Genomic DNA, 19,802 nt, shown 5'->3' on the forward strand with positions numbered 1-19,802 from the left:
GGCCTGCGCGATGAGCGTGGGCCATTTTTTTTTGAACTGAGAGTCAGGTGTTGAGTAGAGGGGGAGTTGCTTCTTTGAGGGCGGTGCCGGTGAGTTGCAGGCGTCTGGCTTCGGCGCAGTAGAAGGCGATGCGGGCGGCGGCGGTGATGTAGTCGAGGCCGGCAGTGCGGATGTTGGAGATGCAGTTGCGGTCGGCGTCGGTGCGGCTGGGAGTGGGGTTCCAGGTGATGTAGACGCCGAGGGAGTCTGGGGAGCTGAGGCCAGGGCGCTCGCCGATGAGGACGATGGAGAGTTGGGCGCGGAGGAGGGAGCCGATGTGGTCGGCGATGGCGACGCGGGCCTGGGTGGCGATGCAGAGGGGGCCGAGGGTTTGGTTTGGGGGCAGCGCGGGAAGGAGGGCGGCGAGGAGGGGGACGGCGTGGTGCTCGATGGCTGTGGCGGAGAGGCCGTCGGCGATGACGAGGAGGATGTCGCAGGGGGACGGGCGGAGGAGACCGGCTGAGGCGGGGGCCAGGGTGCGGCCGAGGTCGGGGCGGCGGAGGTAGGTGGCGCGGTCGGGGGCTGCGCTGTCGAGTGTGAGGATGGGTACGGTGAGGGACGGGATTTCGATGCGCAGGCGGTGGGTGAGGTGTTGTGGGTCGAGCGTGGCGTGGACGGCGTCGCGTGCCTGGGCGTGGGCGAGCTGGAAGTTGAGGATCTCTGTGGTGGCGAGACTTACGCCGGTGCGGCGCAGGGCGATGCGGGCGGGCGTGTAGCTGCGGAGGGAGGTTGATGGCGTGGTGGCGGGTGTTCCGGACTGGTCTATGTGTAGCTCTTTTATTTTCTTGTCGGACATAGTTGGTTGGGTCGCGAGTTGGAGGAAGTTTGTGGGACCGTGATTAGCCAGTGTACGGAAAAGTGGCGCGTGGCGTTGTGTTTATGGAGGTGCGAGTAAGATGATGGTCTGCGTTGACTGCTATGAAAGAAAGCTTGTTGGGGAGATGCTGTTGATTTCTACTTGAAGCACCGTTGGTGAGAGGGTCGTAAGGATCTGAAGTGGTTGTTCGGGGAACAGGGCCTGCTTATGTTGCGGTTTATCGGAAGTTTAATTCGCCCTTATCGTGGCACGCTGGTGGGCATCTTTCTGGCTATGCTGGTCGAGACGGTGATGAGCCTGGCGACGCCGTGGCCGTTGAAGATCATTTTGGATAATGTGGTCGGCGACCACAAGATGACTCCGTGGCTGCATCGGCTGATTGGGTCAATGGTGGATGAAGGCTTGAGGTCGCACGAGTCGAGGCTGCATGTCGCGGGTCTGGCGGCGATGGCGTTTGTGGTGATCTCGCTGCTGGGTGCGGTGGCGTCTTATATCGATAACTATTACACCGAGAGCGTGGGACAGTGGGTGGCGCATGATCTGCGCATGAAGATGTATGGGCACCTGCAACGGCTTTCACTCGGGTACTACAACACGCATGCGACGGGAACGATTCTGAGCACGATTACGGCGGATATTCAGACGATCGAGGGGTTTGCTTCGTCTTCGACGTTGAATATTCTGGTCGACCTGCTGACGATCGTCTGCATGCTGGGGTTGATGTTCTGGCTGAACTGGGATTTCACGCTGATCGCTGTGGGAGTGACGCCGTTTCTGCTGCTGTTTGTTTCGAGATTTAAGAAGGCAGTGAAGAAGGCGACGCATGAGGTTCGGAAGGAGCAGAGCGAGATTGTCGCGGTGGTGCAGCAGGGGCTGGAGTCGATGCAGGCTGTGAAGGCGTTTGGGCAGGAGGCGACGGAAGAGGCTCAGTTGCAGCTGGTGAGCCAGGCGACGGTGAGCGCTGCGCTGAAGGCAAGGAGTGTGAAGGCGCTGTTGTCGCCGGTGGTGACGATTACGGTGTCGTTGTGCACGGCGGTGGTGTTATGGCGCGGAGCGGCGTTGATTCTTGAGAAAGCGATGACGGTGGGAGAGCTGACGGTTTATTTGGCTTATCTGACGAAGTTCTTCAAGCCGGTGAAGGATCTTGCAACTACGACGAATGCAGTGGCGCAGGCTGCGGTTGGGACTGAGCGAATTCGCGAGATTCTGGATACGGATGCGGTGATTCCGGAGAAGGCAGATGGGTTGGCGCCGGAGAAGGTGGCGGGGACGATTGAGTTCGAGCACGTCGCGTTTGGATATGACCCGGCGAATTTGATTTTGACGGATGTGAGTTTCAAGATTGAGGCGGGTCAGTTTGTGGGGATCGTGGGGCCGACGGGAGCCGGGAAATCGACGGTGGTGAGTTTGATCCCGCGATTTTATGATGTGGAGTCCGGGTCCGTAAAGATGGATGGCGAGGATGTGCGCGAGTACAAACTGAAGCCACTGAGAGACAAGATCGGGTACGTGCTGCAGGATACGGTGCTGTTTCGCGGGACGATTTTAGAGAATATTGCGTTTGGGCGGCCGGCGGCGACGAGAGAAGAAGTGATTGCGGCAGCGAAGCTGGCGAATGCGGATGAGTTCATTTCGAAGATGCCGCTGGGGTACGAGACGATGGTGGGGGAGCGGGGATCGACGCTGTCGGGTGGGCAGAGGCAGCGGATTGGGATTGCGCGGGTGATGGTGCGGAACAGCCCGATTTTATTGCTGGATGAGCCGACGGCAGCGCTCGATAGCGAGTCGGAGAAGCTGGTGATCGATGCGCTGGAGAAGCTGATGGAGGGACGGACCGTAATTGCGATTGCTCATCGATTGAGCACGATACGGGATGCGAATCAGATCATTGTGATTAATGAAGGGGTTGTGGCGGAGAATGGAACGCATGAAGAACTGATGGCGGTGAATGGTATCTATGCGGCACTGCATCGTACGCAATTCGACGCCGGGTTGGACAAGGTGATGGCGTAAAGGAACGGCTAGTTGTATTGGGCGATGAGAGACTGTAAAAGAGATCAACGCCAGTTCTCGAAATAAGGGGTCAAGGGAAGAGGATTATGTCGCGCTCTTTAATTGTTTTGCCGGACGATTCTGCGAAGCCGATTCTGGAAGCCATTCATGGCGCGAAAGATTCGATCCGGATCAAGATGTTTTTGTTTTCGGATCCGAGTCTGCTGCAGGCTGTGGTTGCCGCTCACCAGCGTGGGGTGAAGGTGCGGGTGATGCTGAATCCGGAGAGGCGGGATGGCGAGAAAGAAAATGACGAGTCGCGGCTTGCGTTGACTGATGCGGGGGTTGAGGTGCTGGACAGCAACCCCTGCTTCGATCTGACCCATGAGAAGTCGATGGTGATCGATGATAAGACGGCGTTTGTCGAGTCGCTGAACTGGGAGACGAAGAACCTGACGGTGACGCGGGATTATGCGATTGTTACGACGCACAAGCACGAGGTTGAGGAGGTCATGGAGTGCTTCGACGCGGACTGGCAAAGGAAGGATTTCAAGGCGGGCGACCACTCCCATTTGATCTGGTGTATTGGGAACGGAAGGCAGCGGCTGGGGCAGTTGATTGATGAGGCGAAGCACTCGCTGTGGTTGCAGAATGAGCGGTACCAGGATCCGACAATTATTGAACACCTGGTGAGGGCGAACCAGCGTGGGGTGAAGATTCATATCATGGCGCGGCCTCCGCACAAGCTGAAGAAAGCCAAGTTGATTGAAGGCGTGAGCGGGCTCAGGGTGCTCGAAGATATTGGCGTCAAGATACACAAGTTGAAGCATATTAAGCTTCATGCGAAGCTGCTGTTGGCCGATGATGACCGCGCGATCATTGGGTCGATCAATCTTGCCCCGGGGAGCTTCGACAGCAGGCGGGAGCTGGCGATTGAGGTGAGGGACGACCACATCCTTGACCGTCTGGGAAAGACCGTTCGACATGACTGGGAGAACTCGAAGCTGCTGGATTTGAGCGATGCAGGGCTGCTGGCTGAGTTGGAAGAATATGATCCGAATGTCGCGGAGGATCTTGCGCTCGAAACGCACAAGAGTGGGAAGAAGTGCTGATTTTTTTGGCTCGCGCGGGTTTCTATCGGGTGAAGCGAGCGACTGTGAGTGCGATTGGAAGTCCCACGAAGCAGATGTGGATGACCAGTTGAATCACGAAGGCTTTTGCGGAGAACGCTCGTTTGGGAGCTCGTGAGAGCGGGACTACGACGCGGCTCATGACCAGATGAACGACAACGCCGTAGAGAGCGCCCCAGAGGATCGGTCTTTCTGCGAGCATCGGGAGTTGGCGGCTTATCGCGTAGAAGATCGCAGCAACGATGAACGCAATTGCGAAGTGAAAGAACAGGCCGAGCGTGGCAGTTTTTTTGCCGCCTTTGAACGCTGATGTGCCCAGCGTACCGCTGGCTATGCCCTGCCATAGCCTTTCAAGTGGCATACCTTGCAGCGACATGAGGGTAGAGGTTGCGGTGATGTCCAAAGCTCCAGCCAATAAGCCTGCGAGCGCGATGATCTCCATGCTATTCGTTGGATTCACGAAGAAATTTACGTCGGTTCGATCTGATTTGTTCCATTGCATGGTGGGCTGGCGTTCGGCTGCGATTGAATGCAGCTATGCGCATGACGGCTATGGAAGCATGGCGGGCAGGGTAAGGCGGTGGGGAGCTTGCGTGTTGAGCCAGGCTTCGAACTCGGGAGCGGGGCGGAGGTTGAGGAGGCGGCGGAGGTAGAGGGCGTCGTGGAAGGATGTGCTCTGGTAGTTGAGCATGATGTCGTCTGCGCCGGGGACACCCATGATGTAGTTGACGCCTGCGGCGCCGAGCATGGTGAGGAGTGCGTCCATGTCGTCCTGGTCGGCTTCGGCGTGATTGGTGTAGCAGATGTCGCAGCCCATGGGGAGGCCGAGGAGTTTGCCGCAGAAGTGGTCTTCGAGGCCTGCGCGGAGGATTTGCTTGCCGTCGTAGAGGTATTCGGGGCCGATGAAGCCTACGACTGTGTTGACGAGCATGGGGTTGAAGTGGCGGGCTACGGCGTAGGCGCGGGCTTCGAGAGTTTGCTGGTCTACACCCTGATGAGCTGTCGCGCTTAGGCTGCTGCCCTGGCCGGTCTCGAAGTACATGATGTTGGGGGACGGGTTTTCTGGTGCGCGGTTTAGGCTGCGGGCTTGTTGGTGGGCTTCTTCGAGGAGAGCGAGGTTGATGCCGAAGCTTGTGTTGGTGGCTTCGGTGCCGCCGATGGATTGGAAGAGGAGGTCGAGAGGTGCGCCCTGCTGCATGGCCTGCATCTGCGTCGTGAGATGGGCGAGGACGCAGGACTGGGTGGGGATCTCGTAGCGGCGGCGGATGTGATCGACGAGATGAAGGAGTGTTGTAAGAGCGGCTACGTTGTCGGAGACAGGGTTGATGCCGATGACGGCGTCGCCGGAGCCGAGGAGCAGGCCGTCGAGGATAGATGCGGCGATACCGGCTGGGTCGTCGGTGGGATGGTTGGGCTGGAGACGGGTGGAGAGTCGGCCGGGCAGTCCTACGGTGGTACGGAATTTGGTGATGACGTTTATTTTGCGAGCTACGAGGATGAGGTCCTGGAGGCGCATGAGTTTGGAGACAGCGGCTGCCATTTCTGGGGTTAGGCCCGGGGCGAGGGCCGCAAGGGTGGATGGGGTGGCCGCGTCGGAGAGGAGATGGTCGCGGAGATCGCCTACGGTGAGGCTGGAGATGGGGGCGAATGCGGCGGTGGCGGCGGGAGTGCGACAGGTGTCCTGGATGAGTCGAGTGACTTCGTCGGTTTCGTAAGGGATGACGGGTTCGTTGAGGAAGTGGGTGAGGGGGAGATCGGCGAGTGCCATCTGGGCTGCGACGCGTTGCTGGGCAGAGGTTGCCGCGATGCCCGCTAGCTCGTCACCAGAGCGGGCGGGGGTGGCTTTGGCGAGTAGATCGGCCAGGGAGTTGAAGGTGTAACGGACGTTCGCTACGGTGTGGGCGTGGGCCATTGGGTACTACGCTAGCAGGTTGGATCGGTTAGGTGAGGGTTTGTGTTTCGCTCTGGCGGGGATAGCGAGCAAGGTGGGTGTAGAGGCGAAATACGGGGTCTCTCCGCTGCGTTACGCGATGAGACCGCGGACTCCGGTCGAGATGACGATTTTTCGGGGACTACCGATGTGTTTCTAGTTTGATCTTCAGGACGGTGTTGAGGTCGGAGAGTCGCTGCATTTCGCGCTTGTCTTCGTCGATGTCCTGAATGGCTACGACACCGCCGGAGACTTTACCGTCGGAGTCGATCACGGGTGCGGCGGTGAGGCTTATCCAGGCGCTTGAACCGTCGCTGTGGAAGCGGAGGTACTCGGTAGGGCCGATGGATTTTCCGCCCATAAGGGCGCTGGCGAGAGGGTGATCGCCATTCGGCGTTGAGTTGGGAGCGGTTGTTGCGATGGCTTCGGGGACTATCGACATGATCGACTCTTTGCAGTAGTCGTCGATGACGGTAGCGGAGACAGCCGAGCTGCGAAGAATCTCCTCGGCTCGTGGGTTGCTCATGACGACCCGGCCGTCGGGTGCGTCAGCGATGACGATTCCGATGGGGACGGCATCGAAGATTGCCTGGAGACGGGCTTCGCTTCTACGGAGAGCTTCCTCGGCCTGTTTCTGGTCGTTGATATCTTCCACGGTGCCGTACCAGCGGATAATTTCACCATCTTTTCCGCGGCGCGGGGCGGCGCGGGCGCGCATCCAGCGCCAGGTTCCGTCGACGCGCAGAACTCGGTAGAGGACGTCGAGAGGATTGCCGGTGCGGCGGGCTTCTGCCCAGATGCGGGAGGTAGGTGCGACGTCGTCGGGATGGAGAGCGCGAATCCAACCAGTGCCGAGGGATTCCTGAATGGTGAGGCCTGTGAGGCTCTCCCATCTCTGACTGGCGTCGAGGATCATGCCTTCGGGATCGGCGGTCCAAGGGACCTGCGGGTTGAGTTCGACGGTATGTCGGTAGTGGTCTTCGCTTTCGGCGAGGGCTTGCTCGGCCTTCTTGCGTCGGGTGATATCGACGACAGAGACGGAGACTCCGATGACCTCGTCGGCCTCGTCGCGAGCAGGATGGAAGGAGATGAGATGGGTGCGTTTTTCGTTGAGTGGGTTGGGATCGGGATAGCAGATTTCCAGGTTGTTGCTGGCCTCTCCGTTGAGAGCGCGCAGGAGGTAGGGCTCGCAGAGCGGGAAGACGGAGGGCATGACCTCGGAGACATAACGGCCGAGGTGGGCGGCTACGGGCAGGTGATGCATTTCGGCGAGACGGCGGTTGACGCTGACGTATCGGAGATTGCGGTCGATGAAGCAGAGGCCGACGGGGACGCCATCGTAGATGGCGTTGAGTTGGGCGAGGCGCTGGGTGGGAAGCGCTTCGAGGCGGAGGGGGAGCGTGGAGTTGGCGATGGGCGAGCGGTGTTCGGCGGGGACGGGTGGCGGGTCGATTCTGGCGGCGAGGACGTCGGGTAGCTGTTCGGGTGGGACGGCGCGGCCGTAGAGCCACCCCTGGCCGAGATCGCAGCCTAGCCATAGGAGCATGTCGGCGATGGTTTGATTTTCTACGCCTTCTGCGACGGTAGTGAGGCTGAGGCTGTTGCCGAGACCGACGATGGCAGCGGCGATCTTGCGGCTGTCGCGGGTGTGGCCCATGGAGCGGACGAAGCTGGCATCGATTTTGAGCTCGTCGAAGGGGAGGGACTGGAGGTGGCGGAGGCTGGAGTAGCCGGTTCCGAAGTCGTCGAGAGCGAGGCGGGAGCCCTGTTCTTTGAGCTCGGTGGCAATGCGGTAGGCGTGCTCGGTGTTGCTGGCGAGGGCGCTCTCGGTGATCTCGAGGATGAGACGGTTGAGGGGGAAGCTGGCTTGCTCGGCGGCGGTGCGGATGTGTTTGGGGAGGGAGAAGTCGGTGAGCTGGGTGAGGGAGATGTTGACCGAGAGGGTGAGGTGATCTGGGATGTTTTTTGCGGCGGCGAAGACGGCTCGGAGGAGGTTTCCGGTGAGTTGACCGTTGAGGCCGGTGTCTTCAGCTAATGGAATGAATTCGTTAGGGGGAATGAGGCCGCGGACGGGATGCTGCCAGCGCGCGAGAACTTCGAATCCGCTGAGGAGGCCCGTTCGAAGTTCCACCAGCGGTTGGAAGTACGGGATGATTTCGTTCTTCTCGAGCGCTCTACGCAGATCGTTCGCGTCTTCAGCAGCCATGGCAAAGACGATACTACGGCCCGGATGTAAGTTACATAGGGAATTTTTGGCTTCTCCAGCTAGCGACGAGATCCCGGGCGGCGGAGGGCCAGTCGGGAAAGGTGAACTGGAAGCCAGCGGAGAGGAGACGACCGGGGATGACCTGACGGCTTTTTATGATGAGTTCGGATTCGGTGCGCATGAGGAAGGTGCCAATCTCGATCATCCATGATGTGGTTGGCAGACCGATGGGAGTGCCCCAGGCTTCACGGAGGATGCGAAGGAAGTCTCGGTTGGGAAGAGGATTTGGCGAGGCGAGGTTGATTGGGCCGGTGATGGTTGGGGTGGAGATGATGAACTCGATGGCGCGGATGAAGTCGACCGCGTGGATCCATGAGACGAATTGGGTGCCTGGGTGGTTGGTGCCGCCCAGGCCGTGTCGAACGAGGCTGAGGAAGACATCGAAGACTCCGCCGGGATCGGGACTGAAGGTCATAGCGCTGCGGAGGGCGACCTTGCGGGTGCGGGGTGTTTGCGTGGAGAAGAAGGCGGACTCCCAGGCTTTGGCTACGTCGATTGAGAAGTTCCAGGTGTCAGGTGCGCCGAGTTCGTTGCCGCCGAACTCGCCGGTGGCTTCGTCCATGGGGCGGCCGAGCGAGTGGCGATAGATGGTGGCGGTGCTGGCGTTGAGCCAGATGGCGGGTGGGTGGCGCAGGGAGGCGATGGCTTCGCCAAGGATTTTTGTGGAGAGGACGCGGGAGTCGAAGATGGCACGGCGGTTGGCCGGGGTGTAGCGACAGTTGACGCTGCGGCCGGCGAGGTTGATGCAGATGTCGCTCTGCTCGAGGTCGGCGACCCATGGGCCGAGGGTGAGGCCGTCCCATGGCACGATGCGCCATGGCGCGGCTTGCGGGGTGCGGCTGAACACGATGACATTGTGGCCCTTAGAGTGAAAGTGACGGGCGAGAAGGTGGCCTACTTGTCCGGTGCCGCCGGGGATGACGATCTTCATGATGACCTGTGTTTCCCGTTTGCTTCCATTGGGAGGTAGAACTTCCAGTCTGATGATTCGGCAAGTTGCTTGATGACGGCGTTGCGCTCGCGAATGAGCGCAAGCATGTATCGGCGGAGGAAGAGTTTTTCGGCCGGGAGGCCAAGGATGCGAGGCGGAGAGGCTATTCGGAAGTGATCTGTCATCTCGGTCGCGCCGGAGGGGAGCGTGTGGAAGTAGTGGTCGGCCTGCATGGAGCGGAAGATCCCTTTGTTCATGGTCACCTGGAAGTAGGTAGGCGGTTCGATGGCCGTGACTTCGTTGGTGAGGTTGTGCCAGAAGCCAAAGTGTTTGGCTCGCCAGGTGACGCGGTCAGAGAGGCCCTGGAGGCCGGAGGTGAGGCCACTTATTGCGAGAGCCTGTTCGCCGGAGTGAACGTTCCTGAGGAGATGAACTTCTACGCTGCGGGAGAGGTCGAAGCAGCGTTGAATGGGTGCTTTGATCGTCGTGGTCTCGTCGATTCGGATCATCGTTGTGGCGAGCTTTCCTCCCTGGTTAAGAGTATGTGCCGGGTGACGGTTTTCGGTTGGTGGGAGGGTAATGTTTGTTCGCGCAATTATTTTGAGGTCTTGCTAACTAATCGATTAGTTGTTCGTCTTTCCTGTGAGTAGGTTCTGTCTCCTCGTCAGGTTTGGGGAGTCGGAATATTGAGGGGATATGCCGCCAAAGAAGTCCATCACGTTGACAGAGGCTGAGTTACGGCTCATGAAGATTCTGTGGGCGCGCGGCGAGTCGGCTGTGGGGGAGCTGGTGGCGGCCATGCCGGAGGCACTGGCGTATAACTCAGTGCTCACGACGATTCGGATTTTGGAGCAGAAAGGCTACGTGCGGCACCGGCAGGAGGGGCGGGCGTTTCTCTATATACCGTGCGTTGCCGAGCAGGAAGCTAGCCGGTCGGAGGTCCGTCATATGATGCAGCGGTTCTTCGGCAACTCGCGGGAGAAGTTGTTGCTTTCGCTGCTTGGAGATGACGAGGTGACGGCGGAGGAGTTGCAACGGCTGAAAGAAGCGATTGCAGCGGCAGAGGACGACCGCGCGGGAGACGAACTGTAATGTGGATTGATTTGAACCTGTTGCATAGTGTTGAAGGTTTGTCGCGGGTGGCGGCCGGCTCGGTGGTGTCGGGATTGTGGCAGGGGCTTGTGTTGACTGCTGCAGTATGGATATGTTTGCGGTTGATGCCGAAGACGACGGCTGCGATCCGGTTTGCAGTTTGGACGGCGGTGTTTGTGGTTCTTGCGTTGCTACCGCTGTTACATGCGTATGGACTACGGGCTGGTGGCGAAGCGTCAGGGCATGGCGCGTTCGTGCAGGTAGATGTGAGATGGAGTCTTGCGATTGTGGCGTTGTGGCTCGGCGTCTCGATGGTGCGGGCGGTGAAGCTGGCGATCGGCGCTGTGCAACTACGCGTCATATGGAAGCGTGCGACGCCGGTTAAGATGAGCCTATGTTGGGATTCTGCGTTGGCTGCGGCGGAATGGCGTGGAGCGACCGTATGCACGTCGGCGGATGTAGATCGGCCTAGCGTGATCGGATTTTTTTCTCCGCGAATTCTGATTCCGGGAGAGATGTTTGAGCGGCTCACTACGAGTGAGTTGGAACAGATTGTGCTGCATGAGATGGGGCATCTGCGGCGGGCCGATGACTGGATCAATCTGTTGCAGAAGATCAGCCTGGTGATGGTGCCGCTAAACCCGGTGCTGTTGTGGATTGAACGGAGGCTCTGCTTCGAGCGCGAGCTGGCTTGTGATGATGCGGTGCTCCGGTTTACGAAGGCTCCGAAAGCTTATGCGACCTGCCTGACGAATCTAGCGGAGCAGAGGCTGGGGCGTAGGCCGGCTGCGCTTTCGCTGGGTGCGTGGGAGAGGCGGTCGGAGCTGGCACGGCGGGTGCACAGCATTTTGCGGCGGAGCGAAGGGATGAGCAAGGCGCAGGCTAGCTTGGTGATGAGTGTTCTTGTGCTAGGGCTCGTTGGTGGCGCGGCGGAACTTTCGCGTCTCCCACAGGTTGTTTCATTCGCTGGTGGCGCGGTGCCGATGCATGAAGAGGCTCAGAGCTTTTCTACTGACGCTACGAGATATCAGCCTGTCGCGTTTCATCCCTCTAGAGCGTCTGTTCCGGCAACGGGCATGGTCCACGAGACTTTGCTGAAGGCTTCTATGCCGGTGGAAACGGCTGTACAGATTCCGCAGCACAAGACTCAACCAACTGCTAAGCGGCATCGGCCGGTGCATGCGACGTCGTTGATGCGTGTGAAGCAGGATCGCGCGATGCAACAGACCCAGCAGATGGAGCGATGGGTGGTGCTGACATCGTGGGAGGAGTCGTCGCGGCCAAGGATGGTGCTTACCGTGTCGGGTGAGCGAGTGTTTTCTTCTTCGTTTGCAGCCGTGCCTACCGAGGGCGGCTGGCTGGTCATTAAACTCTAACTAAAGCTGTTCAACCCGTTTGTGAGGATCGATCATGTCGTTTGAAACTAATAAATTAGTAGGTAAAGCGGGACGGGTTGCCGTTCCTGCAGGCGCTGCCGCGGCTCTCGTGTTGGCAGCTGGGATGTTGGTTCATCACAATGGGGTTCATGCGGCTATGGTCTCATCGCCAATCTCGTCGCCGGCACCGATGGATGACAACAGTGTTTCGTCGCTGGTTGCTCTGGATAATGCCGTTGAGGCGGTTGCGGCGCGGGTTACGCCTGCGGTGGTAAACGTTGCGGTCACTTCGCGTGGCTCGGCGGAGCACCAGGTGGGTGAGGATCAGGAGGATGGTCAGGAGCAGGGACAGCAGGGACAGAGTCTGCCGCCGGGACTTCAGCAGTTCTTTGGGCAACTGCCTCCGGGGATGATGCAACAGCAGCGTCCGCAACAGCCGCAGCTCGAGCATGGGATTGGCAGCGGAATTATTATTTCGCCCGATGGTTATATTGTGACGAACAATCACGTGGTCGATGGTGCGGTGGAGATGCGTGTGACGCTGCACGATCGTCGCGTGTTGAAGGCGAAGCTGGTAGGACATGATCCGCTGACGGACCTAGCGGTGATCAAGGTAGATGCACATGATCTGCCGAGCATCGCGTGGGGTGATTCAACCAAGCTGAAGCCGGGACAGACGGTGTTGGCGTTCGGCAGTCCGTTTGGATATTTCCAATTTTCGGTGACGCGTGGAATTGTCAGCGCAGTCGATCGGCAGAACCCTTATCGCGATGATGCGCGGAAGCCTGGCGGATATATCCAGACCGATGCTGCAATCAATCCGGGCAACTCCGGTGGACCGCTGGTGAATGCTCGCGGTGAACTCGTCGGGATCAATACGTTCATCATCTCGAACGGTGGTTCGTTTGCCGGCGCTGGGTTTGCGATTCCTTCGCAGATTGTGCGATCGACAGCGGAGCAGCTGATCAAGACGGGCGCTGTGCATCATGGTTATCTCGGGATCACTATGAATGACGTGACGCCTGAGAATGCCAGCTTCTTCAACCTGAAGGAGGCAACGGGCGCGATTGTGGCGCAGGTGACGCCTGATTCTCCTGCGGCACGTGCGGGGCTGAAGAACGGCGACGTGATCGTTGAGTTGAATGGCCAGAAGATTTTGAACGGTGGCGCGCTGCAGGTTGCGGTGAGCCAGGATACTCCCGGAACTACGGTCGATCTCGGTATTATTCGAAGCGGTTCACAGCAGACGGTCAAGCTGCAGGTCGGCGAATTCCATAAAGAAGCCGAGGTCGCGAACGATAACGATAGCGCGACACCACAGAAAGCGAAGCTTGGGCTGGCTGTGGCTGAGCTGACACCGGATGTGCGGCAGCAGCTGCATATTCCTTCGCAGGTGCAGGGAGTTGCAATTCAGAGTGTTCGCCCGGGCAGCCCCGCCGATGATGCGAGCCTTGCTCCTGGTGACGTGATCCTTGAGGTCGATCGTCATCCGGTGACTTCGGCGGACCAGTTCGTGAATGCGGCGCATGCGAATCCGGATGGGAAGGATTTGCTGCTGTTGGTCTGGTCGCGAGGCGGAGCAAGTTATCGCGTGGTTCATCCTGATTCGGGGAACCAGAGCGGTATGTAGTGCGCAAGCTTTGGGGCCGCTGCAGACGATCGCAGCGGCCCTCTTTTTTTGCGCTTAGTTAGAGGTGTGGCGTTTAGTTAGAGGAGTGTCCGAGGATTTGCTCTGCGCCGTTGTAGATGTTGAAGTGATTGTCGCGAAGGAAGCCGATGAGGGTGATATCGAAGTCTTTTGCGACTTGTACGGCAAGGCTGGAGGGGGCACCTACGGCGACGACCATGGGAACTCCGCCCATGAGTGCCTTTTGCAGGAGTTCGAAGCTGGCTCGTCCGGAGAGCAGGAGCAGTGCGTTGCGGAGGGGAGTTCGGTCGGCGAGAAATTCGGCGCCGAGGAGTTTGTCGACTGCGTTGTGGCGACCTACGTCTTCGCGTACGGCGAGGAGATTGCCCGCGGCGTTGAAGAGGGCCGCGCCGTGGATTCCTCCGGTTCGATTGAAGAGGGTTTGGGCTTCACGCAGGCGTTCGGGTAGTTTGTAGAGAATCTCGGCGTCGATGTTGAAGATGTTTTTTCGCCGCGGTGGGCAGACCGTTTGAAGTGCGAGAAGAGAGGCTTTGCCGCAGATGCCGCAGCTTGAGGTTGTGTAGAAGTTGCGCTCAAGATTGGCGAGGCTTACGACGACCTCGGGTGCGAGTTCGACGCGGACTACGTTTTTGGTGGGCTGATAGGGGAGCGAGGTTTGTGTTGGGGTTGCTGCATGGACTTCGCTGAGGCTTCCGGCGGCGTAGACGATCCGAACGATGTCGTTTGGGTCGCGCACGACGCCCTCGGTCATGAGGAAGCCTGCTGCCAGGGCGAAGTCGTGGCCTGGGGTGCGCATGGTTACGGAGATGGATTTTAGGGATCGTGCGTTGAGTGGACCGTGTGCTAGTTGAATTTCAAGTGGCTCTTCGACGGCGAGTGTGTCTTCAGCGTGATGTGAGTTGAGGCCGGTGACTTTTTCGATCGCGACCTGGTGTGCGGCTCGGTTGGTTTCCGGTGTTTCTGGCTGCAGAGCGAGGGTGGGATCGGAGTCGTTCATGAGCTGGGATGTCTCTTGAGTCTTGTTTCGTGATTAGCGAAATGACTCAGCATGCGCTGTGAGGTGCCTGGTGCCTGTTGCCATCAGGTTTTCGATTTTGTCGACCGACTGAATGCCGCCTCTGGCTCCGACGGCTGTACAGTTCAAGGCGGCAGAGGCGCATGCGAAGTCGAGTTGTCGCTTGAGAGGCCAATTTTGAAGGAGGCCGTAGATGAATCCGGCGTGGAATATATCGCCTGCTCCGGTGGTATCGACTACCGAGACACAATAGGCCGGTGCGTGGTGAAGCTGTTTGCCGTCCCACGCTACGACGCCTTCTTCTCCTAGTGTGGCGGCTACCAGAGTGCATCCGTAACGATGTTGGATTTTTTGCAGTGCTTTTTCCAGGTTGGGCTCGGTGGTAAGACGGCGTGGGAAGTCTCTGCTGACGACGAGGTAGTCGACGTTTGCGATGAGTTCTTCGACGCCTGGATAGAGTTCATCGAGATCGGCGATGACCGGGATGTCGGCGGCGCGGGCCCATGTGGCTGCGAGAGTTGCGGCCGCGGTGTCGTGGCCGTCGACGTGAAGAGCTCGGGCGTTGACGATCCATTCTTGGTTAAGATCGGCGGGCTGAAGGATGAGGCGCTCGTCCCGTCTGCACAGGACGGTTCGCTCGCCGCCGGCGTCGACGAGGATTAAGGATTGTGGGCTGGCGGCCCCTGCGGCTGTGATGAGTTGTGTCTCAACGCCTGCGTGAGCGAAGGCTTCGCGGTGGAGCGCTGCGGCTGCGTCATCGCCTAGCTTTCCTACGTATCGAGTGCTCATACCCCAGCGCTGACAGGCGACGACTGTGGACGCGACTTGTCCGCCTGGTAGTACGGTTGCGGTGCGGTACTCGACTTTGGAACCTCGGGAGGGGTAGTCAGTGAGAGGGATGACGGTGTCTGTGGCGTTGAGCCCGACGCCTACCAGATCGACCTTTGACGGTTTCGTCATCTTTTCACTGTAAATGGAATGGCGGTGTCCGCGATATCGGAGGCTTGGGATGCTGTCGCTGCGCGAATTGTTTTTTTGTGCTGGAGCGCCTCATGCGGGTTAGATCTTGATAAAGATTTTGCGGCGGTAGAGTACGGCGACGAAGAGCCAGCAGACGGCTACGAATGCGATGGAGTAGAGCAGGGAAGCGAAGGGCACATTCGGGACTACCTGCTGGATTGAGCGAAAGATTGATTGCTGCAGACTGACGCCCGGATGCGTGTGAATGCTATAGAGGACGGACGCAAGCATCTCCGAGAAGGCGTAGGCGACGATGGCGTTGGTTCCGAAGATGAAGAAAGGTTTGAGAACGCCCGAGTGATCTTGTTTGGCGGGTGTTTTTCGTCGTAGATCGACGATGAAGAGGCTTAGTGCGAGGAGGGAGAGACTGAGGCCTGCGGCGAAGAGTGCGTAGGAGCTGGTCCAAAGTTTTTTGTTGATGGGGAAAGTAATGTTCCAGAGGCCGCCCAGGAGAATGCCGCTGATGCCAGCGATGGCGATGCCTGTTATTTTCTGGTTCAGCGTGTGCTGGGTGCGCAGCCAGATGCCGGTGAGGACGCCGAAGAGTGCGGTGGCGAGTGCGGGGATCGTGCTGAGGAGGCCCTCGGGGTCACGGGTATGCTCGTAGAGATGAGACGCTGAAAATAACTGGCGATCGATCCATGCGGTGAGGTTCGCGTCCCGATCGAGCAAGGGAATGTCGTGGGTGGGGACGCCGTATCCAGGGACGGGAACGAAGCGCATGAGGATCCAATAAGCGGCGAGGGCGCCGATCGCGAGAGCTGCTTTGCTACGCCAGCCGGGACTCAGGATGTAGAGCGAGGCAATGATGAAGTAGCAGATGGCGATGCGAGGAAGTACGCCGTAGAAGCGCATGGTGTGGAGATTGAAGAAAGGGAAGCCGTGTATCAGGAGGCCGAGTACGTAGAGCGTGATGGAGCGGCGCAGGACGTGGAGGAAGAGCGATTGTTTCGTGGCACCCTGGGCGAGCCTCGAAGCAGTGGAGAAGACGGTCGAGATGCCGACGAGGAAGAGGAAGGTGGGGAAGACGAGGTCGGTTGGGGTGAAGCCGTTCCAGGCCGCGTGTTTGAGTGGCCAGTAGGCCAGCTGTTCATCGCCGTTGTTGTTGACGAGGATCATGAAGGCGATGGTGAGGCCGCGCAGGAAGTCGAGCGAGAGGAGGCGTGCGGGCCGTGCGGCAGTTAAGGAGGGCCAGGGGGTTTCGGAGGGTGCGCTCATCGTTGTCATAGTTTACTGGTGCGCCTCGGATTGTTGATTGGGAGCTAGATGAAGTGTATGCGCGATGGCCAGGGCGGAATCGTATGAGTCGCCATGCGGTGTGGCAGCGTAGGTTTTCTGGCTGTGGTTCCACTGGTCCCCGAAGGCATACCAGTCGATGGCTTTCGGAGTTTCGACGGTGTCGAGCGCGGTGGAGAGCGAGTCGAAGTACATCTGCCAGCGGACCATGTAGTAATCGCTTGTCAGGCCGGCCCAGTCGCGGTTGCCGTACTCGTGAAGGCCGTATTCGCTGGCTTTGCGGTCGCCCCAGGTGGTGAGGATGGAACGGGCGTCGTAGTTGAGACGGTCAAGCTCTTCGGGGGACGAGGCCCACGGTGGGACGAAGGAGAGCCACTTGCCGAGGAGGAAGAAGGGACTGGTTTGTAGGAGTTGGTTTTGTAGCTCCATGTCGCGGAGCCACTCCTTTGTGAGTTTGGCGAAGGTGATCTTGTCTTTGGTGTCGTAGGCCTGCTTGATGAGAGGCAGGAGGCGACGGCCTTCGTTGGCCATTGTCTGTCGGGCTACGTCCACCAAATCGTATTGATAGGTTTCGGTGGAGCGGAGTGTCGGTGCGACCTGCAAAAGCTCGGTGAGGGCGGGGGCGAGGTCGGATGGGTTGTATCGCAGGACGTCGGGTGACCATGTGGCTGCGCGCGTTGCCGTTAGGGATGGTTGGGCGTTGAAGATGGAGTCCTGTGAGGCGTCGCGCTCGCCGTGTTGCGTGTTGCCGTCGGCGCGATAGCCGTAGGCGGTTTTGAGGAGAATCTGCCAGGCGCTTTGAGCGTGTGGGTCGTTCGCTCCGTAGCGGCGGATTGCGTAGGCATCGGTCCACTCCGTGAGGGTGACTGGATTGGCGTGCCAGGCCATCTCTGTATAGAGATCAAAGGCGAATGGGTTGGTGTCCATGCCTTCGGTAAAGATGGCGGTGCCTACGATGCGGCTGTTGGGTTTTGCGGACATCTTGGGGAGACGGACGGCGTAGTCGTAGAGTGGCGCTCCCATGGTGGTGCGTCCGCCGAACTCCCATAGGCCTCCGTAGAGCCAGGAGGCGCCGCGGAACTCGCGGTCACGGTCTTCGCGTGGGATGCGACCTTGTTCGATTTCGGCGATGAGGACATGGCTGGTGTCGAGGGAGGAGAGGAGCTCCTGGGTTGGATTCTGCTGCCAGCCGAGGAGCATCCACAGGGCGTTGGGATGGTCGCGCATCAGGGCTTGCTGTACTTTTTTTGCGGCTTCGGCGACAGGGACATCGCCGGCGGCGCCACCCTCCTGGAAGATTTCCATATCGTAAATTGCGGAGTCGCCGTAGAGAGCGTGCTGATGACGATAGAAGGACGCTGCGAGTTTGTCGAAGTTTGGATCGCGTGGATCCAGCCAGCCTGGGCGGGTGAATCCGTTCCAATCTCCTTGCGTGATGACGTGAGCGCCGGGGTGAAGAGAGGCGAAGTCGGCGGGGACGATACCGTAGTAGCCGGGGAGAACGGGAGTGATGCCGAGGCTGCGGAGTGAGGCGATGAGTTGTTGCGCGGAGCGGGATCGTTTCTCGAGAAGCTCCATGGAGATGGTACCCTGGAAGCAACACATGTTGCCCATGAGCTGCCAGTTCTGATGTGCAGGCTGGACGATCCAGTTGCGGATGGCCTGGTCGGAGTAGCCGGCGTCGCGGAAGGTCTGGTACAGGACGAGGTCCATGCCGCGCTCGATGAGGATGGCGTTGGTGCCGCTTAAGGCGAGGATGTCGATCTCATGTTGCCAGCGCTGTTGGTCCCAGTAAGGTGCGGAGTAGCCGTCGACGTTCTCGTTGAGGGCGTAGCGCCAGGGGTAGAGGGCTGGCTTTTCGATTGGGGCGTCAGGCGCGGGTAGCGTCAGGTTGGGAGCGCCGAGTTGAGAGCCGTTTGGAGAGATTTGTAGATGGGCGACGAACTTCAAATACCAGTTGACGCCGTATAAGAGAGTGGGTTGGGTGGCTGCTTCGACGCGGATGTGGCCTTGGATGCCGGTGATGCGGAAGTAATCTTTGCGACCAGGCTTCGGAATAAGAGCCAGTTGAAACTGCGGTGCGAGATTCGGCATAAGACGTTGAAGGACCGCTTGGGCAGGTGCGGTTGGCGATTCGGCGCGCGTGGACGCTGTCACCAGACTGGCAGCGAGGAGCGGGATCGCGAAGAACTGCTTCGGGAGCATGCACACCAATGTAGCGAAATTTGGAGGATAGCGCTCTGGAAGACTTTGAACGGGAGGAATCGGAAGTGTTGGTCTATTTGGTTTATCGCGTGTTGTAAGGGGGATGCAGGGCTTTGCTCGATGGAACCGCTTAGTATGGACAGGTGATTGGAGGTTGTTTTGAATTTTGCGAAAGAGATAAAGACGATTCCTACCGACAGCCATTTCCTGGTTCCGCTCTTTGTGCTTGTGTTGGGGATTACTCTGCTGGCGGTGTTGCATTAGTCGGTAAGTATGGCGGGTCTGAAGGGAAGCATCGAGGGAGTCGGATGGCATTGGCGGTAGAGAAGACAGGAAAGATGGGCTTGTCGCTGCATGGCCTGGGTGCCGTCTGCGGGTTGTCGGCTGGGGTTTGGTTGGGAGCGGCCGAGGCTCCAACGAAGTTGGTGAATGCAGGGTTTTCGCCGTTTTGCGATCTCGTTGTGCATGGTTGCGGGAGTGCAGGCGGTACGGCCTGGACTATCAACGAACGATGATGGCACAGGCTGGAGAGGAGTTTGGCGGAAGGAAAGAGAGGCGTCGCTGGTGGGATTACGTCATTGTTCTGACTGCGACTGCGGTCTTTGTCACGTTGGGAGCTAGAGCCGCGGTGCCCCCGCTGACAATGGACCTTCGTTGGGTCGTGATTCTGAGTGCGGTGTTGATTGCGAGTTTGGCGATGGGAGGCTGGAGCCTTTGGCGGAGGACGCGATTCAACTGAGGGCTTACTTTTGCGATTAGATCTACAACACTCTTTGGGGTGCTTGACGGAACGTGGCCGGCACTGAAGATGTTTCGTGGGTTATTGCTTCGAACTGTTGGTTTGGTTCTCAATCCTTGGATTAATGCGGGATATGACCGTGTGGTGCACACTGGAATGCCCATAGGATTTCACTCCTGTCGGCTTGCGGCTTAGATGTTCAGCACAACACCAGACGTACGAAATAGAGATAGACACGAACGATTACAAAGCTGATGATTTTGGGGGCAGGCGATTTACAAGGTAGCTCGCGGGCACATTGGCTAGTTGCGGGTCATGCGTTTTGGCTCGTTTCGACTCCGATCTAGTTTTTGAATCAGAGGGTGA

17 protein-coding genes are annotated in these 19,802 nt (G+C 58.9%); 7 read left to right on the top strand and 10 right to left on the bottom strand.

The window, feature by feature from the left end; all coding sequences use genetic code 11:
- Positions 1 to 43 precede the first annotated feature (43 nt).
- A complete protein-coding gene (eutC, locus tag HDF14_RS09790; RefSeq protein WP_183975955.1) occupies positions 44 to 835 on the bottom strand; it encodes an ethanolamine ammonia-lyase subunit EutC in 792 nt (263 codons plus the stop codon).
- A 204-nt stretch (positions 836 to 1,039) separates the two neighbouring features.
- On the opposite strand from eutC, the gene HDF14_RS09795 reads away from it, so the two are divergent.
- Positions 1,040 to 2,869, top strand: coding sequence for an ABC transporter ATP-binding protein (locus tag HDF14_RS09795; RefSeq protein ID WP_221304625.1), 1,830 nt, complete (start codon positions 1,040 to 1,042; stop codon positions 2,867 to 2,869).
- Positions 2,870 to 2,955: 86 nt separating this feature from the next.
- Entirely contained in the window at positions 2,956 to 3,960 is a 1,005-nt protein-coding gene (locus HDF14_RS09800; protein ID WP_183975957.1) for a phospholipase D-like domain-containing protein, read from the top strand.
- Between the two features lie 22 nt (positions 3,961 to 3,982).
- On the opposite strand, the gene HDF14_RS09805 is transcribed toward HDF14_RS09800, so the two are convergent.
- The 5 genes from HDF14_RS09805 to HDF14_RS09825 form a co-directional block, all read right to left on the bottom strand.
- Positions 3,983 to 4,438, bottom strand: a complete 456-nt coding sequence (locus HDF14_RS09805) for a hypothetical protein (protein WP_183975959.1) — start codon at positions 4,436 to 4,438, stop codon at positions 3,983 to 3,985.
- A gap of 90 nt (positions 4,439 to 4,528) precedes the next feature.
- On the bottom strand, positions 4,529 to 5,890 hold the full coding sequence (locus HDF14_RS09810) for an ethanolamine ammonia-lyase subunit EutB (protein ID WP_183975961.1): 1,362 nt from the start codon (positions 5,888 to 5,890) through the stop codon (positions 4,529 to 4,531).
- Positions 5,891 to 6,050: 160 nt separating this feature from the next.
- Entirely contained in the window at positions 6,051 to 8,114 is a 2,064-nt protein-coding gene (locus HDF14_RS09815; RefSeq protein ID WP_183975963.1) for an EAL domain-containing protein, read from the bottom strand.
- A gap of 31 nt (positions 8,115 to 8,145) precedes the next feature.
- The gene (locus HDF14_RS09820) at positions 8,146 to 9,105 is read right to left on the bottom strand and encodes a TIGR01777 family oxidoreductase (RefSeq protein ID WP_183975965.1); all 960 of its coding nucleotides are present in this window, start codon (positions 9,103 to 9,105) and stop codon (positions 8,146 to 8,148) included.
- Positions 9,102 to 9,614 carry an SRPBCC family protein gene (locus HDF14_RS09825; RefSeq protein ID WP_183975967.1) on the bottom strand — a complete coding sequence of 171 codons (513 nt, stop codon included), beginning with the start codon at positions 9,612 to 9,614 and terminating at the stop codon, positions 9,102 to 9,104. The genes HDF14_RS09820 and HDF14_RS09825 overlap by 4 nt, the downstream gene beginning before the upstream one ends.
- Before the next feature lie 187 nt (positions 9,615 to 9,801).
- On the opposite strand from HDF14_RS09825, the gene HDF14_RS09830 reads away from it, so the two are divergent.
- From HDF14_RS09830 to HDF14_RS09840, 3 genes are read left to right on the top strand one after another with little or no spacing between them, the layout of a single operon-like run.
- Positions 9,802 to 10,197: a BlaI/MecI/CopY family transcriptional regulator gene (locus tag HDF14_RS09830; protein ID WP_183975969.1), complete on the top strand. Its 396-nt coding sequence runs from the start codon at positions 9,802 to 9,804 to the stop codon at positions 10,195 to 10,197.
- Positions 10,197 to 11,573 carry a M56 family metallopeptidase gene (locus HDF14_RS09835; RefSeq protein WP_183975971.1) on the top strand — a complete coding sequence of 459 codons (1,377 nt, stop codon included), beginning with the start codon at positions 10,197 to 10,199 and terminating at the stop codon, positions 11,571 to 11,573. Before HDF14_RS09830 ends, HDF14_RS09835 begins: the two co-directional genes overlap by 1 nt.
- 34 nt (positions 11,574 to 11,607) lie before the next feature.
- Positions 11,608 to 13,203 carry a Do family serine endopeptidase gene (locus HDF14_RS09840; RefSeq protein ID WP_183975973.1) on the top strand — a complete coding sequence of 532 codons (1,596 nt, stop codon included), beginning with the start codon at positions 11,608 to 11,610 and terminating at the stop codon, positions 13,201 to 13,203.
- Between the two features lie 73 nt (positions 13,204 to 13,276).
- Here HDF14_RS09840 and fdhD read toward each other — a convergent pair whose 3' ends face one another.
- The 4 genes from fdhD to HDF14_RS09860 all read right to left on the bottom strand — a co-directional run bounded on the left by fdhD (position 13,277) and on the right by HDF14_RS09860 (position 18,697).
- Positions 13,277 to 14,218, bottom strand: a complete 942-nt coding sequence (gene fdhD, locus HDF14_RS09845) for a formate dehydrogenase accessory sulfurtransferase FdhD (protein WP_183975974.1) — start codon at positions 14,216 to 14,218, stop codon at positions 13,277 to 13,279.
- 33 nt (positions 14,219 to 14,251) lie between these two features.
- Positions 14,252 to 15,196 carry a carbohydrate kinase family protein gene (locus HDF14_RS09850; RefSeq protein WP_183975975.1) on the bottom strand — a complete coding sequence of 315 codons (945 nt, stop codon included), beginning with the start codon at positions 15,194 to 15,196 and terminating at the stop codon, positions 14,252 to 14,254.
- Between the two features lie 99 nt (positions 15,197 to 15,295).
- Positions 15,296 to 16,483: an acyltransferase family protein gene (locus tag HDF14_RS09855; RefSeq protein WP_260698156.1), complete on the bottom strand. Its 1,188-nt coding sequence runs from the start codon at positions 16,481 to 16,483 to the stop codon at positions 15,296 to 15,298.
- A gap of 3 nt (positions 16,484 to 16,486) precedes the next feature.
- Positions 16,487 to 18,697, bottom strand: a complete 2,211-nt coding sequence (locus HDF14_RS09860; RefSeq protein ID WP_183975976.1) for an alpha-N-acetylglucosaminidase — start codon at positions 18,695 to 18,697, stop codon at positions 16,487 to 16,489.
- 308 nt (positions 18,698 to 19,005) lie between these two features.
- Between HDF14_RS09860 and HDF14_RS09865 the strand changes: the two genes are divergently transcribed.
- The gene (locus HDF14_RS09865; RefSeq protein WP_183975977.1) at positions 19,006 to 19,212 is read left to right on the top strand and encodes a hypothetical protein; all 207 of its coding nucleotides are present in this window, start codon (positions 19,006 to 19,008) and stop codon (positions 19,210 to 19,212) included.
- On the top strand, positions 19,209 to 19,436 hold the full coding sequence (locus HDF14_RS09870) for a hypothetical protein (RefSeq protein WP_183975978.1): 228 nt from the start codon (positions 19,209 to 19,211) through the stop codon (positions 19,434 to 19,436). The genes HDF14_RS09865 and HDF14_RS09870 overlap by 4 nt, the downstream gene beginning before the upstream one ends.
- Positions 19,437 to 19,802 lie beyond the last annotated feature (366 nt).

The organism is Tunturiibacter gelidiferens, from assembly GCF_014201335.1.
Lineage (GTDB): Bacteria > Acidobacteriota > Terriglobia > Terriglobales > Acidobacteriaceae > Edaphobacter > Edaphobacter lichenicola_E.